General features: G+C 60.0%; 13 protein-coding genes and 1 pseudogene. 6 read left to right on the plus strand and 8 right to left on the minus strand.

The genetic code is table 11. The annotated features are described in order from the left end of the window. Window positions 1-11 precede the first annotated feature (11 nt). Window positions 12-752, minus strand: coding sequence for an N-acyl amino acid synthase FeeM domain-containing protein (locus OF122_RS07335; protein ID WP_264227124.1), 741 nt, complete (start codon window positions 750-752; stop codon window positions 12-14). 377 nt (window positions 753-1,129) lie between these two features. Between OF122_RS07335 and OF122_RS07340 the strand changes: the two genes are divergently transcribed. Then, entirely contained in the window at window positions 1,130-3,421 is a 2,292-nt protein-coding gene (locus OF122_RS07340; RefSeq protein WP_264227125.1) for a putative bifunctional diguanylate cyclase/phosphodiesterase, read from the plus strand. Window positions 3,422-3,451: 30 nt separating this feature from the next. Beyond that, window positions 3,452-3,871, plus strand: a complete 420-nt coding sequence (locus tag OF122_RS07345; RefSeq protein ID WP_264227126.1) for a cupin domain-containing protein — start codon at window positions 3,452-3,454, stop codon at window positions 3,869-3,871. Between the two features lie 53 nt (window positions 3,872-3,924). Here the strand turns inward: OF122_RS07345 and OF122_RS07350 are convergent, their stop codons facing one another. The 7 genes from OF122_RS07350 to OF122_RS07380 all read right to left on the minus strand — a co-directional run bounded on the left by OF122_RS07350 (window position 3,925) and on the right by OF122_RS07380 (window position 9,985). Beyond that, window positions 3,925-4,770, minus strand: a complete 846-nt coding sequence (locus OF122_RS07350) for a substrate-binding periplasmic protein (RefSeq protein WP_264227127.1) — start codon at window positions 4,768-4,770, stop codon at window positions 3,925-3,927. Further along, complete coding sequence (locus OF122_RS07355; RefSeq protein ID WP_264226716.1) at window positions 4,770-5,582, minus strand: ABC transporter permease; 813 nt, start codon at window positions 5,580-5,582, stop codon at window positions 4,770-4,772. The genes OF122_RS07350 and OF122_RS07355 overlap by 1 nt, the downstream gene beginning before the upstream one ends. A gap of 9 nt (window positions 5,583-5,591) precedes the next feature. Next, window positions 5,592-6,416, minus strand: a complete 825-nt coding sequence (locus OF122_RS07360) for an ABC transporter ATP-binding protein (protein ID WP_264226714.1) — start codon at window positions 6,414-6,416, stop codon at window positions 5,592-5,594. 29 nt (window positions 6,417-6,445) lie between these two features. Then, complete coding sequence (locus tag OF122_RS07365; protein ID WP_264226713.1) at window positions 6,446-7,480, minus strand: ABC transporter substrate-binding protein; 1,035 nt, start codon at window positions 7,478-7,480, stop codon at window positions 6,446-6,448. Between the two features lie 20 nt (window positions 7,481-7,500). Beyond that, window positions 7,501-8,295, minus strand: coding sequence for an ABC transporter permease (locus tag OF122_RS07370; protein WP_264226712.1), 795 nt, complete (start codon window positions 8,293-8,295; stop codon window positions 7,501-7,503). After that, window positions 8,292-9,260, minus strand: coding sequence for an ABC transporter ATP-binding protein (locus OF122_RS07375; RefSeq protein WP_264227128.1), 969 nt, complete (start codon window positions 9,258-9,260; stop codon window positions 8,292-8,294). Before OF122_RS07375 ends, OF122_RS07370 begins: the two co-directional genes overlap by 4 nt. 116 nt (window positions 9,261-9,376) lie before the next feature. Next, window positions 9,377-9,985: a zinc metalloprotease gene (locus OF122_RS07380; protein ID WP_264227129.1), complete on the minus strand. Its 609-nt coding sequence runs from the start codon at window positions 9,983-9,985 to the stop codon at window positions 9,377-9,379. Window positions 9,986-10,156: 171 nt separating this feature from the next. Here OF122_RS07380 and OF122_RS07385 point away from each other — a divergent pair. From OF122_RS07385 to OF122_RS07400, 4 genes and pseudogenes are all read left to right on the plus strand, one after another. Beyond that, a pseudogene (locus OF122_RS07385) lies at window positions 10,157-10,759 on the plus strand (5'-methylthioadenosine/S-adenosylhomocysteine nucleosidase). Between the two features lie 57 nt (window positions 10,760-10,816). Beyond that, complete coding sequence (locus tag OF122_RS07390) at window positions 10,817-11,542, plus strand: endonuclease/exonuclease/phosphatase family protein (protein ID WP_264227130.1); 726 nt, start codon at window positions 10,817-10,819, stop codon at window positions 11,540-11,542. Between the two features lie 79 nt (window positions 11,543-11,621). Next, window positions 11,622-13,430 carry an ABC-F family ATP-binding cassette domain-containing protein gene (locus tag OF122_RS07395; RefSeq protein ID WP_264227131.1) on the plus strand — a complete coding sequence of 603 codons (1,809 nt, stop codon included), beginning with the start codon at window positions 11,622-11,624 and terminating at the stop codon, window positions 13,428-13,430. 378 nt (window positions 13,431-13,808) lie between these two features. Continuing rightward, entirely contained in the window at window positions 13,809-14,393 is a 585-nt protein-coding gene (locus tag OF122_RS07400) for a L,D-transpeptidase (protein WP_264227132.1), read from the plus strand. The last annotated feature ends 34 nt before the right edge of the window (window positions 14,394-14,427 follow it).

Below are 14,427 nucleotides of genomic sequence, written 5' to 3' on the forward strand. Positions count from 1 at the left end.
CTGAAAACGCTCTAGTGCAGGTTCGCCGGCTCCACTCGCCCTGCGAATATGGCGGTGGCCATCGGGTCGACCTTGGCGCGGTCTGGACTGAAGAGAAAGTCGAGTTCCGCTTCGGTTGCGTTCATGAAGGGATAGCGCGCAATGACGCTTTCTCGCACGGCGCAATAATCGATGCCCATCAAGCTTAGCTGCTTTTTCAACCCGTGATACTGGCGCGGCGGGCACAGGGGGCGCATGCCGAAAAGGCGGCGGTAGAAAGCCTGATGCTCTACCCGCACCGAGGCAAGGCCTAGATTGGCACCGTAATACTCGGAAGCCAGAAAGCCCAGTCTTGCCGTGATATAGGGCAGTTCAGGATGCTGACCACTGACAGAGGGGTGCACGGCAAAGCGGGTCGGATCGACGATGACGTGACCCTTGTCGATTTCCGGTCTCAGAGTTTCAGGAAATGCGTCCACGGTAGGGGAATGCGGATTTTCAGGGCTGGCATGATGCACCCTGATGGTGCTGGCCATCTCGCCGTCCATGTAGACGCCGAAAACATGGACATTGTCAGCGTGATCGTAATCGTCGGTCAGGCGCTTTTCGAAACCGATCGGAATCATGCCTTCACGAACATAGGCCGCGTAGCGCAGGCGGAACGCATGTTCGAGTTCTTCAGCTCTTTCCAGACGACGATATTGAATCCTGTCAAGAAAATCGATCAGACGCTGGGAAAACGAAATCGCCCCAACTGATGATACTGAACTCATGGAACGCCCCCTAAACCACACAGGGAGCTACTTTAACAAAATTTTAACTAAGGTCAATTGAAGGAATATGTCAGGGCGGTGTCAGCGGGGCGGCGTTGCTGAATCTGCTTCGTCTGTGAAGACAGTAATACTGTGCTTTAACCAAGTATTAACTATGAGTCGCGCGATAGATGTGCATTAAGCATCAGGATGCTGCAAAAAGGATTTGCGGGTTTTAAGAAAAAATGCAGGCCGATCGCGTGTTCCTGCTCGGCGTAAAATTGTCGAATCCCGGAAGCGGAGAGGGGAATATTTAAAATTGCCGAGATAGCGTGAGAAAATTTTAAAAGCTTTCAATTTATATCGTATTGGTTCTGCAGGGGTATGGCGAAGCAACCATGGGTACAGTCTCTCCCGAAAACGCGCCCGACCTCCCCGCTGAGGTTTATATTTCCTCGGTGAGCGCTCTTTATAGGGACCGGCGTTCTCTTTTTTCCGGCACTGCGAGCGCTATTGCCGCTTCGCTGGTGACGGGCTGGATAAGCGGGATCATCTGGCTTGCCATGTGCGCCATTCCGCTTGCGCTGACCGGCATCTTGCGCTGGATGGACATGAATGCCTATGAGCGCAACGCAGCAAGTCCGCAAACGGTAGAACAGGCGCGTGGCTGGGAGAGGCGCTACATCATAGGCTCGTCCACCTTCGCGGTGCTGCTGAGCCTTTGGTGTTTTCTTGCTTTCGCGCTCTCGTCCGATCCAGCCGTCCATCTGGTGAGTTTTGCGGTCTGCCTTGCCTATATGATCGGAATCACCGGGCGCAATTATTCATCCGACCAGCTGGTTACCTTCACCACGGCTTGTGCGGCGATCCCCATGGTCATGGGACTTCTGCTTCACCTTGAAGCGGCCTATCTGTTTCTTGCGCTGGTGCTCGTGCCGTTCTTCCTGAGCGTGAGAACCATCGCCACGCGGCTGAGATTTACGCTTTTCGATGCGGTGGTCGCCTCACACGATCTCCGTGCGCTCGCCACCCATTTCGACACTGCCGTCAACAACATGCCGCACGGGCTATGCATGTTCGACGCCGACCAGCGGCTCGTTGTTTTCAACGATCGCTTTACGAGCCTGCTCAATCTCGATGCAAGAGCCACCTGGAAGGGGCAGGAAATCGCCTCGCTGCTCGATACGGCACTTGTGGCCAACGGTGTGCCGCGTCATGCGTGCGACACGGTATTTTCCGCATTTCGGAAATGGATGAAGGCCGAGGGGACGGAGGCCCTCGTAATCGACGCCGCCGGGCACAGAATTCTTCAGCTGACCTTCCAGCCCATCAAGGCTGGCGGATTTGTGCTGCTGATCGAAGACATCACCGAAAAGCGCAAGGCAGAGGCGAGGATCGAACATCTGGCCCGTTACGATGCGCTGACCGGCCTGCCCAACCGATCGCATTTTCAGGAACAGTTCGAAGCGCTGATTGCCCGTGGCAATCCTTGTGCGCTGCTCTTTATCGATCTCGATCAGTTCAAGGTGGTCAACGACACGCTGGGCCACCCGTGCGGGGACGCTCTATTGTGCCTTGTGGCCGACCGGCTTCGCAAGGTGATGAAATCGTCCGACATCATTGCTCGGCTCGGTGGAGATGAGTTCGTTGTCCTGCGCGAGCTGAAAGGGTCTGCTGACGAGGCAAGCCTTGTCGCTCAGCGAATTGTAAGGACGTTGAGCGATGTATTTGCTGTCCAGGACCATCAGTTTGTAATTGGCGCGAGCATAGGCATCGCCATGGCGCCGCGTGACGGCACGAGTTTTGAGCAAATGCTTAAATGCGCCGATCTGGCGCTTTACACCGCCAAGTCGGATGGTCGCGGTGTCTGGCGCTTTTTCGAGCCCGAAATGGATGCCCGGGTGCAGGCGCGCCGGGCGCTGGAGATCGATATCCGCACGGCGCTCGACAATGGAAATTTCGAGGTGTTCTTCCAGCCCATCGTCAATCTCAGGTCGGGCAAGAGCACGGTGTGTGAAGCGCTGGCGCGTTGGCGGCATCCCCAAAGGGGGCTGATATCGCCCACCGAGTTCATCCCCGTCGCTGAGGAAACGAACCTGATTATCGAGTTGGGCGATTTCATATTGCACGAGGCCTGCCGACGGTGCGTGACGTGGCCGGGCAGCGTGCATGTTGCCGTCAACATTTCTCCGGTTCAGTTCCGGCGGGGGGACGTCATCGCTTCGGTGATTTCCGCCCTTGAGCATTCGGGCCTGCCGGCCCATCGGCTGGAAGTCGAGATTACGGAATCGCTTCTGCTCGAAAATACGGCAGCCATCGGGGCCATATTGGAAAAATTGCGCGACCTTGGCGTGCGCATCTCACTTGACGATTTCGGCACGGGCTATGCCAGCTTGAGCTATCTGCACCACTTCCCGCTCGACAAGGTCAAGATCGACCGCTCCTTCCTGCAGGACGTGGAGGTGAGCAGCCGCTCCCGGCGCCTGCTGGCGGGCGTGGCGAGTTTGAGTTCGGAACTCGGCATGTCGGTGGTCGTCGAAGGCGTGGAAACGCCCAGGCAGCTTGCCTTGCTCAGAGAGCTGCCCGGGGTCGATGAAGTTCAGGGCTTCCTCTTTTCACCGCCTATCCGTGCGACGGAGATCCCCCGCTTTCTCGCGGCGGGCAGCTTCGATTTCGAAAAGGTCGCCTGAGCACGGCTGCGACGGCTTGGGAGAAGCACGATGACCCAAAAGCGGGCGATGGTCAGGACCCTGACCACGATAGATGAATTCGACAGAGGGAACGGCGTCGTTACGCGGCTGTTTTTCAATGCAGACATATGCGGCGCTCAGGTTACCACTGGAACCACCTCGCTTCCCGTTGGAAAGAGCGTGGCACTGCACCACCACAATTGCGACGAGCAGATTGTCATTCTGAGCGGAAATGCCGAAACCGAGTTCGATGGAGCGCGACGCCCCGTTGGTCCCATGGAAGTAGTCTATGTTCCTGCCGGTCAGAACCATTGCTTCCACAATGTGGGCACGACCCCGGTTGAGATGTTGTTCATCTATGATGCCGGCGAGGTTACCCGGACCTTTGCGGCCACGGGCGAAACGGTCGTCCATCTCGGCTCGGGCGACCGGGCACAGCCTGGCCGATAACGGCAGCAACTGCTCGTTTGCAATGGCGTAAACGGGGCAGGGCCTGGGGGCTGTCAGCATGAGCCGGTATCGGACGGACACAGAATGTCTGCGTCCAGATCGTAGCGATCGGCCAGACGGGTCAATGTTCCGTCTGCGCGGATGTTGGCGATCGTGGATTGCACAGCGCGCTTGAGCGTCAGATCGCCTTTCCAGAACCCCATGCCCAGCGGAATGCGTTCGAGGGGTGGACCGAGGACGGTGATGGCGAGGTTGGTGTTGGAAAAAGTGGTGCTGGCCAGCAGGGCTTCGGTGATCGCCGCATCGTAATCGCCGGCCTCCAGGCGGGCGCGCAGGGTGGCGGCGTCGTTGACGATGGTCGCGGTGATGGCGCGCTGGCGCAGATACTGGCCCAGCCCGATCCGGTCGAGACCCGTGAGGCCGGCCAGAAAGCCCACCGGGCTTTGCACGGTCTCGATGGTGGTGCCGGGCGGTGCGATCAGGGCCCATCCGGTCACGAGATGCGGGTCGGTGGTGTCGAGGAACGAACGCGTCGTCGAATTGACCGCGATGCCTCCGGCCAGGACCTGGCACTGGGCACGGGTGATGCGCCAGCTGCGTGGATTGAAATCGCGCCCCATCGACGCGTTGGAGACGATGTTGAGCCGCCAGCCAAGCCGTTCGGTGATTTCCTGGAGCAATTCGACCTCAAAGCCGGGCCTGTCCGCTTTGCCGGTCACAAGCGGCGGGTAGAGGGGCGGCATGCACACATTGAGCCGACCGAGCCTGTCGACCTCGTAGCGCGCGCTGTCGGGCGGCAAGAAGCTCACGGCAAACAGCAGCGCAAAGCAGAGCGCCAGAGGGGCCATGTCGAACAGCCAATGGCTCTTGCGTGGCCTTTTGTGAGCGGGAGCCGACATCAGACTTTCCGGAATTCCCACATGGCCAGAAGGAACAGGCCGACGGCCATGATGCCAACCACCTGAAAACCGAGAGCTGGATCGAACTGATTGAACTTGATCAGGATGCCGCGCATCGCATCGACGGCATAGGTCAGGGGGTTGTGCTCGACGATGATGACCAGCCATTCGGGGTAGGTCACCAGCGTCTGGGCGCGGGTCAGTGCCGGATCGAGCGGGAAGACGGAACTGGCGGTGAAATAGAGCGGCAGGATCACGGCATTGGAGAATACCCCGAAGCTCTCGAACCCACGCACGTAATTGGCAATGACGATGCCGAAGGCGGTCAACCCGAACGCCAGGGCGAACATCAGCCCGATAGCTGCAAAGATCGTCTCCCAGGTCAGGGTGACGCCGACGAAGCGCGCGACGACCAGCACCATGCAGCCATGGATGACGGCGGTCGTGGCGCCGCCCAGGACCTTGCCCAGAAGGATCATGTTGCGTGACATGGGTGAGACCAGAACCTCGCGCAAAAACCCGAACTCGCGGTCCCAGATCAGCGAGACCGCAGACTGGATGGAGGTGTAAAGAATGTTGAGGACGATGACGGCGGGGAAGATGAACTGGAGATAGGTGTAGGGCACCACGAACCGCACTTCGCCATACACTTCGCCCCGGAAATAGGGGTTGAGACCGATGCCCAGGATCAGCACCCACAGCAGGGGCCGACTGACGCCGCCGATCAGTTGTCCCTTGTCGCGCAGCGAGCGTTTGACCTCGCGCAGCCAGATGGCATAGACGCCGACCAATTGTCCCCACATGGCGGTCATCGGGAGCTCCTATTCGTTGAGATTACGGCCGAAGAATTCAGAGGCGGGGTCGGTGAGCACAAGGTCGCGGATACGGTTCCACAAATAGGACCTCTGTTCGAGGAACCGCGGATCAGCGCGCATTTCGACGGTGAGCCGTGGTCGCGGCAGATCGACCCTGATGGTTTCGAGCACCGTTCCGGCGCCCATCACCACGATGGTATCGGCCAGCACGAGCGCCTCATCGACGCTGTGGGTGACAAAAACGACGGTGGGGGTGAGCCGCCGCCAGATGGAGAGCAATTCGCCCTGCATCAGTTCGCGCGTTTGCGCGTCGAGGCTTGCGAAGGGTTCGTCCATCAGGAGCACGCGCGGTTCTCCCGCCAGCGCGCGCGCCAGGGCCACGCGCTGCTTCATGCCGCCCGAAAGCTGGGCCGGATAGGCCTTGGCCGAGCGCGACAACCCGACGAGATCGAGATAATGCCGGGCCCGTTCGGCGCGCTCGGCCCTGGAGAGGTCGAGGCTTTCCAAAGCGAATTCGATATTGGCCTGCGCATTGGCCCATGGGATCAGGCGGAAGGCCTGAAAGACAAAGCCCATATCGGGTCCAGGTTCGGGCGGCCGACCATCGATCCGGATCGATCCGGCATCGGGAACGATCAGGCCGTTGGCCAGCCGCAGGATTGTGGTCTTTCCGCATCCCGAGGGGCCGATCAGGGCAACAAATTCGCGTTCGGCGATGTCGAGCGAAACGCCATCGATCGCCGTGTTGACCGACCCGTCCGGCTGGACGAAGCGTTTGTGGACATCTGCGAATGTGAGCAGGGTCTTTGACGCCTGCGGCTTTGGTGCCACGCGGTCACCTCCCGGGAAATGGACGACGCTCATCGATCGGCGGGGTCCATGGTATCGTCAGTGCCCAATTCGGCCAGAACGGCATCAACAGGCCCGAAATCGACCCAGTCTTCGAGCGCCAGAGGCTCGAAATCGGTGAAGTCTTCGGTCTCATACAGCCAGTCGCTGGTAAAGCTCAGTTCCTCAACGCTCATGCCGCCATTGACGCTCCAGCTGCCAACAAAGGACTGCGCAAGCATCTCGAGCACTTCGGGGCTGACGTCGGGGCGAACCTCCATCATCGCGTCGACCCACATCTGGGGGTTTTCTGCGAAGTCGCGCGAGAGCCTGGTCAGAGCCCGGATCACAGCTTCAACGTCCTCGCGCCGCTCGGTCAGAACCTCGCCGGTGACGGCATTGACCTTGTTGATCACAGGCGCGCCCTCATAATAGGCGTCCTGATCGATCAGAACATGCAGACCCTGAGTGTCGGGCAGTTCGCTCCACACGCCGATCGACATGGTCGTGGCATCGACCTGCCCGGCCAGGAGCGCCTGGGCGCGGATATCGGGCTGGCCGAGCGAGACGATTTCGGAATCATCGATTGAAACGCCCTGGCTCGACAGCACCAATGTCGAAAGCGAGTGGTCGAGACTTCCCACCCGTCCAACACCAAAGCTGCGGCCGGCAAGATCGGCAGGCGTTGCGATATCGTCCTTGGAGGCGATGAGGAACGGCAACGATTTGTTGGGCGAGGTCACCGCGCGGAAATCGGTAGCGCCATTGTGGATCACCTGCAAAAGCGCATCGACACCGATATTGGCCATTTCGCCCTCGCCCGATTGCAGCGCGGCGATGGCCGAGGGGGTCTGCTGAACGCGAACGAGTTCGACATCGACGCCTTCGGCTTCGAAATAGCCCAGCTCTGCGGCCAGATCCATTACGGAATTGGGAACAAGCGGCGGCTCGAGGTGGGTCAGGATCAGGCGGAAGGGCTCGCTCGATTGCGCCAGCCCGGCGCCGGTCATCAGGGCCAGGCTCGCGACCGATCCGGCCAGAGCCAGCATCATTGATTTGGTGGTCATTTACTCTCTCCCTTGGATGTTTAGCGCCGCCATCTGGCAAGGCGCAGTTCGACGAAACGCAGCCCCTCGGTCACGACGACCCCGATGGCTGCGAGCGAAAGGACGATGACGAAGTACTCCGCCATCCTGAACGTGTTGCCATAGATGGCCAGAAGCCCGCCCAGACCACGCACGGCGGTATAAAGCTCGGCGACCACGGTATTGATGAGACCGATCGTAGCGCCAAGGCGCAGGCCGACAATGACATAAGGCACGGCGCCGGGTAGCACGATACGGGTAAAGATCCGAAGTCGCCCAGCGCCGACCGAGCGGGCCATTTCGACAAGCTCGGGATCGGACTGGCGCACGCCGGCATAGGTGTTGATCAGAATGGGCATTACGGCGCCAAGAAAGACGATGAACACCTTGGCTTCCGAGCCCAGTCCGAGCAGTACGATGATAAGGGGAATGAACGCGACGCGGGGGGTGGCCGAAAGCGCATAGACATAGATCTCGAGCGTCCGGCCAAGCAGGTTGAACGCGCCCATGGCGACCCCGAGCGGGATGGCACACAGGATCGCAAGGCCATAGCCCGAAAGATAGACCGACAGGGAATCGACAAAAGCGGTCTGCAGGCGCCCCTCCTGCAGCAGCCCGCCTGCCGCCTGCAGCGTTGCCCAGGGCGAGGGGATGATGTTGCGCGCCACATTGACCGACGCGATCCACCACAGAACGATCAGCATGGCGAGAAACCCGATCCGGGTTGCCGCAACCAGCCATGGGCCCGGGTCTTCGCCCGGTTGAATGGCCATGTCTTTGGGCGGGGGCTGGCTCATGGGTGCCCCCGCGTCTTGCCGACGGCAGGCGGCGCCTCGCGCAGGTCGCGACCGGTGAGTGACAGGAACACGCTTTCAAGGCTCGGCTGATCGACCGAGACCTGGCGCAATCGGGTTCCGAATTCGGCCAGCAGAGCATCGGCGCTGCCGGCGTCTTCTGCCCTGATCAGCAACTGACCTTCGGCCCCTTCCACGGTGCCGGGATATCGCGCGACAAGAGCTGCATGGGCGTCAGGCGTGCGGGGCGTCACGCGAAACAGGCTCGTGCCATGCGCTGCCTTGAGCGTTTCCGGCGTGCCGGTCACCAAAATCCTGCCATGATCGATGATGCAGATCGTATCGCAGGTATCGACCTCCTCGATATAGTGGGTTGTCACGATGATGGAGAGATTCTGGCTGGCCCGCAGCTGTTCGAGATAGGACCAGATCTTGGCACGCGACTGTGTGTCGAGACCGATGGTGGGCTCATCGAGAAACAATATTCTGGGCTCGTGCATCAGGCCGCGTGCGATCTCGAGGCGTCGCCGCATACCCGAAGAGAGGGTTCTCACCACCGCATCGCGCCAGTCGGAAAGTTCAACCAGCGCAAGCATCTCATCGATGCGCCGGCGCCGGTCAGCCCGGTTCATCTGATAGACCATGCCGTGGAAATTAAGGTTCTCATAAACCGAAAGGCGCGTATCCAGCGTTGCCTCCTGGAACACAACACCCAACCGCTTGCGGGCCTGCAAGGGGTGCCTGACGACATCGATACCGGTTATCTCGGCCCGTCCGCCATCGGGCCTGCTGATCGTGCACAAAATATCGATCAGGCTCGACTTTCCCGCACCATTGGGGCCAAGCAAGGCAAATGTCTCGCCCTGCCGCACCGACAAAGACACATCATCAAGCGCCAGAACACGACCAAAGCGCTTGGATACGCTTTCAACCAAAATCGCGGGCGTGCCGGCGGAGCCATCGTTCATCAAAGATCTCCCTGTGCACGAGGCGTAAGCGTGCAAAACGCAAAGACCTCATCTTCGGTCGGAACCTCCACGAAACGCCGGTCTATCGAACTGAAAAGCCGCTGCATTTGCATGACTTATGGCCCCCCAAGAAAATTGACCAATGCACCGAAAGGCGTTTCGGAAAGGCTACGATGGGTCGCGACGATGAGAGCGGCCAGCGCGATGGACACATAGAGGTGGCGCTTTGCGAGCCATTTATGAGTGCGCGGGGTGAGCGAAAGCAGCAGGTAGCCCCCCAGCAATGGCGGAACGGGAACAAGGTTAATGACCAATGTCCAGACCGCCATGCTGGACGTCATCCTGATTGTTGCGTCGGCCAACGCGGCACTGCTGATCGGCCAGTGGACCGCCACCAACGGCAGCGACAACAATACAACGCGACTGAAGACAAACAGCGCCGCAAAGGTCAGCAGCGCCACCACGACCGGGGTGGCACGTCCCATCCTGTTTTCGACTGGATCAATGGCAATCGGTCGCACCCAACACACCCTTCCGACAATTCCGGCCAACAGACCGAAGAGATCGCAGTGAACGAAAGGATTGAGCGTGAGCTTGCCGTCATAGACTACGCCCCGGTCACCCAGAACGCGCGCAAAACCCGTAGCGCAAAAACCCATAAAAGTCATGACAATGATGGCTGCAATGGCGCGCGTCAGAATCTGCAGAAAACTCAGATCGAACACCGGCGATCCTCCACGGCGATGCTGTCCATGGAACAGAATAACACTTTTGCTCAGTCCTTGCTTGGATTGGTCGGTCCGTTCTGCAGGGCACGGCATGCATTTGGACGACGCTGTTGTTTACGACAGATCGATTTTGCTTGCGGGCAATCTGGTGGCGGCATAGGCACGAGCATGGTTTCAATTCTTTATGTCATGGCTGCCGATCCCGAATTTGGCCCGCATTTGCGAGCCCGGATCGAACCCGTGATGACGGGCGTCGGTCCGGTCGAGGCGGCTGTTGCCGTCACGCGCGCTCTTGCGGATGCGAAAATCGGCGATGGCCTGCCCGATCTTGTGGTGTCTCTGGGTTCAGCCGGCTCGGCAACGCTGGAGCACACAGGGGTCTACCAAGCCATCTCGGTTTCTTATCGCGACATGGATGCGACGGCGCTGGGATTTGGGCGTGGGGTGACCCCTTTTCTCGACCTCCCGGCCGTTTTGCCGCTCGAACCGTAGATCCCCGGCATCGCGCAGGCGCGACTCTCGACCGGGGCCAATGTGGTATCGGGAGTGGGCTACGAAGCGATCGATGCCGATATGGTCGATATGGAATCCTTTGCTGTGCTGCGGGCCTGTCAGTCATTTGGCGTTCCGCTGGTCGTCCTGCGAGGCATTTCCGGTGGGGTGAGCGAACTCACGGGAATTGCCGACTGGACGCGCGACCTTGCCATTATCGATGAAAAACTGGCCCGTGCCGTCGATCTTGTCGAAGCCCATGCAAACACCATTTTCTAGCAACCAAGTTCGGCCGGCTTCATTGACCTGCCACATCGGTATGACAATTATGGAAAAATGATTTCTGTTGCTTCCTACAACATCCGCAAAAGTGTGGGCACCGACTGGCGGCGCGATCCGGGCCGCATTCTCGATATTATTTCCGAAATCGGTGCCGATATCATTGCTCTTCAGGAAGTCGACAGGCGGTTCGGAAGCCGCGCCGCGTCGCTTTCGCCGGAAATGGTTGCCGATCGGACCGACTATTTCGCCATCAGTTTCGGGGTGCGCGAGCAGAGCCTTGGCTGGCACGGCAATACAATCCTCTATCGTCAGGGCATCGAGGTGCTCGACACCAAAACCCTGACCTTGCCCGCGCTCGAGCCGCGCGGAGCGGTGCTTGGCGATTTCCAGGTCGGCAAAGAGCGATTGCGTGTCATCGGGTTGCATCTGGGACTTGTTGATCTCTGGCGACGCCGGCAGGCGCAATCGGTGCTCAACCAGCTCGATATTCTCGATGAGACACTGCCGACGGTCATCATGGGTGATCTCAATCAGTGGACGACGGAAGGTGGGTGCCTCGCCCATTTTGCCGAAAATCATCAGGTGGTCGCGCCGGGTCCGAGCTTTCATTCGTCACGCCCTGTGCTCAATTTCGACCGCATCATCACGACGATGGACATCGATGTGGCCGCTTCGGGTGTTCACATGTCTGATCTGGCCCGCAAGGGATCGGACCATCTTCCGGTCTGGGCGCGGATCAGGATAAATGCCGAGGCGCGCGAGATTGCGCAATCGGCCTGACGACGGGGCTTGCATTGGCCAGTGATATTGGCCATCTGTCACCCACGACGGACTTCCCCGAAATAACCTGAGTTTTTTTATGGCCGCGCCACTTCTCGCCCTGCAATCGATCCGCCTCGTCATGGGGTCGACGCCCCTGCTGGAAGGGGCCGACCTCTCGGTTGCGCCCGGGGAAAAGATTGCGTTGGTCGGCCGCAATGGATCGGGCAAGTCGACCCTGCTCAAGATTGCCGCTGGCACCATCGAACCAGACGGCGGCGAGCGGTTTTTCCAGCCCGGTGCCACCGTGCGCTATCTCCCTCAGGAACCTGATTTATCAGGCTTTGAAACCACACTTGCCTATGTCGAAGGTGGTTTGGAAGGAGCTGACGACAATTACAGGGCGCAGTACCTGCTTGAACAGCTGGGGCTGACGGGCAAGGAGAACCCCGCCTCGCTTTCAGGCGGGGAGGCGCGCCGCGCGGCGCTGGCTCGCGTATTGGCGCCTGAACCCGACATCCTGCTTTTGGACGAGCCGACGAACCATCTGGACCTGCCGGTCATCGAATGGCTCGAAGATGAGCTCAAATCGCTGCGGTCCGCCCTCGTCCTCATTAGCCACGATCGCCGATTTCTGTCCGATCTGACGCGCAGCACGGTGTGGATCGACAGGGGCCAGACCCGCCGCATCGATCAGGGCTTTGGAGCATTTGAGGCCTGGCGCGACGATTTCCTCGAGCAGGAAGAAAAGGAACAGCACAAGCTGGCGCGCAAGATAGCCGCCGAAGAGCACTGGGTGCGCTACGGCGTTACCGCGCGCCGCAAGCGTAATGTGCGGCGTATGGACCTGCTGGGGGGATTGCGCCAGCAGGTCAAGGATTATCGGGGCCCGCAGGGCACGGTAAAAATGACGGTGGCCGAGGGCCGCAGTTCGGGTGCAATGGTCGTCGAAGCCGAGAATATCCGCAAGGCGTTTGGCGAGCGCGTGGTTGTCGACGATTTTTCGACGCGCGTCATGCGCGGCAGCCGGGTCGGCATCGTCGGCCCCAATGGCGCGGGCAAGACCACGTTGATCCGTATGTTGACGGGCGAACTCGAACCCGACAGCGGCACCGTGCGGCTCGGAACGCGACTCGAACTGGCGGTGCTCGACCAGCGCCGCGCTTCGCTCGATCCCGACGCCACGCTCAAGGATGTGCTGACCGGCGGCGGCAGTGATACGCTCACCATCAATGGCCAGCCCAAGCACGTGATCGGCTATATGAAGGAATTCCTGTTCATCCCCGAGCAGGCCCGAACAGTGGTGGGCAAACTCTCGGGCGGGGAGCGCAACAGGGTTACTTTGGCGCGGGCTTTGGCGCTCCCATCGAACGTTCTGGTGCTGGACGAGCCGACCAACGATCTCGATCTCGAAACCCTCGACCTGCTCGAGGAAATGATTGCCGACTATCAAGGCACCGTCATCGTCGTCAGCCACGACCGAGACTTTCTGGACAAGGTCGCGACTTCGATCATCGTCGCTGAAGGCGACGGGAGCTGGAACGAATACGCCGGCGGCTACGCGGATATGGTTGTCCAGCGCGGGGCAGGGGTTTCGGCCCGCCGGGTCGAAAAAACGCCGGCCAGCCCCAAGAACAAGCCGGCTCCCGCCGCGCCGCCGCCGCAACAAAAGCGCAAACTGTCATTCAAGGACAAGCACGCCCTCGAGACGCTGCCAAAAGAAATGGACGGCGTGCGTGCCAAAATGGCCTCGCTCCAGACCACGCTTGACGATCCCGGCCTTTACAATCGTGACCCGAGCACCTTCGACAAGGTCACCGCCGATCTCGCCATCGCGCAGCAAAAACTGGCCGAGATGGAAGATCGGTGGCTGGAGCTGGAAATGCTTCGCGAGGAGATCGAAGGCTGACTGTGCCTCTCACAAATCTGCGATCACATTTATCCTTTCCCGATTGTAAACCAATATCCTGCTAGGTGAGCGCCGGAACTCACGCGCACAGAATATGCCGGGTTCCGGGCCAATTGACCGCTTTTCAAGGATGTGCGGTGATCCGCGGGGGACCATCCGGATGCAAAGGGGCGTGGTGCCGAAAGGCAACACCGAGCCCTGCTGCGTCGAGGAGGGCGGAACAATGTCGCGCCTGCCATATTTCACATCGCGCCGTGCAAGCCACCCGGACAACAAAAAGCAGACAAGATGACCTCATTGACCACTCCACTCCCCCGTCGCCGATTCCTAGCCGGAGCTGCCAGTCTTTCGGCCCTGACTCTCGCCGGTTGTTCGAGCATGAGCACGCCCGCGCCAGAGCTGCCCGCTACTCCGCAATTCGACCCGTTTTACGCCAATGTGTATCGCGGCGTGCAGGATGGCGAGTTCTACGTGCCGGCAGTCGATCTGCGCTTTGTCGATTCTGCCTATTACCGCCGGGTCGTTCCAGACCCCACGGGTGAACGCCCGGGTACGATTTACGTCGATACGGCCAATTATTACCTCTATCTGGTGCAGGAAGACGGGCAGGCGATGCGTTATGGCGTCGGTTTGGGCCGGGAAGGGTTCGGCTGGTCGGGCCGCGGGACGATCGAGTTCAAGCGCCGGTGGCCGACCTGGACGCCGCCCGCCGCGATGATCGAGCGCCAGCCCGAACTCGAGGAGTGGCGCAACGGTCAGCCAGGCGGCCTCGACAACCCGCTTGGCGCGCGTGCCCTCTACATTTTCCAGAATGGCCGCGACACCCTTTATCGCATTCACGGCACCCCGGAGCCCTGGACCATCGGGACCAACGTCTCCTCGGGCTGCGTACGCCTGATGAACCAGGATATCATGGATCTCTATTCACGCGTTTCGACAGGCAACACGCTTATCGTTGCCTGATCGCGTTCAGCGTTTGCGCCGAACCCGCCCGTCC

Source organism: Pelagibacterium flavum (genome assembly GCF_025854335.1).
GTDB classification, from domain to species: domain Bacteria; phylum Pseudomonadota; class Alphaproteobacteria; order Rhizobiales; family Devosiaceae; genus Pelagibacterium; species Pelagibacterium flavum.

Bases quoted from the DNA above. Each gene is read 5' to 3' on its own strand.
- OF122_RS07395 (WP_264227131.1), top strand. From the start codon at position 11,622: ATGGCCGCGCCACTTCTCGCCCTGCAATCGATCCGCCTCGTCATGGGG.
- OF122_RS07375 (WP_264227128.1), bottom strand. From the start codon at position 9,260: ATGAACGATGGCTCCGCCGGCACGCCCGCGATTTTGGTTGAAAGCGTA.
- OF122_RS07350 (WP_264227127.1), bottom strand. From the start codon at position 4,770: ATGTCGGCTCCCGCTCACAAAAGGCCACGCAAGAGCCATTGGCTGTTC.
- OF122_RS07365 (WP_264226713.1), bottom strand. From the start codon at position 7,480: ATGACCACCAAATCAATGATGCTGGCTCTGGCCGGATCGGTCGCGAGC.
- OF122_RS07400 (WP_264227132.1), top strand. From the start codon at position 13,809: ATGAGCACGCCCGCGCCAGAGCTGCCCGCTACTCCGCAATTCGACCCG.
- OF122_RS07345 (WP_264227126.1), top strand. From the start codon at position 3,452: ATGACCCAAAAGCGGGCGATGGTCAGGACCCTGACCACGATAGATGAA.
- OF122_RS07370 (WP_264226712.1), bottom strand. From the start codon at position 8,295: ATGAGCCAGCCCCCGCCCAAAGACATGGCCATTCAACCGGGCGAAGAC.
- OF122_RS07390 (WP_264227130.1), top strand. From the start codon at position 10,817: ATGATTTCTGTTGCTTCCTACAACATCCGCAAAAGTGTGGGCACCGAC.
- OF122_RS07355 (WP_264226716.1), bottom strand. From the start codon at position 5,582: ATGACCGCCATGTGGGGACAATTGGTCGGCGTCTATGCCATCTGGCTG.
- OF122_RS07335 (WP_264227124.1), bottom strand. From the start codon at position 752: ATGAGTTCAGTATCATCAGTTGGGGCGATTTCGTTTTCCCAGCGTCTG.
- OF122_RS07340 (WP_264227125.1), top strand. From the start codon at position 1,130: ATGGGTACAGTCTCTCCCGAAAACGCGCCCGACCTCCCCGCTGAGGTT.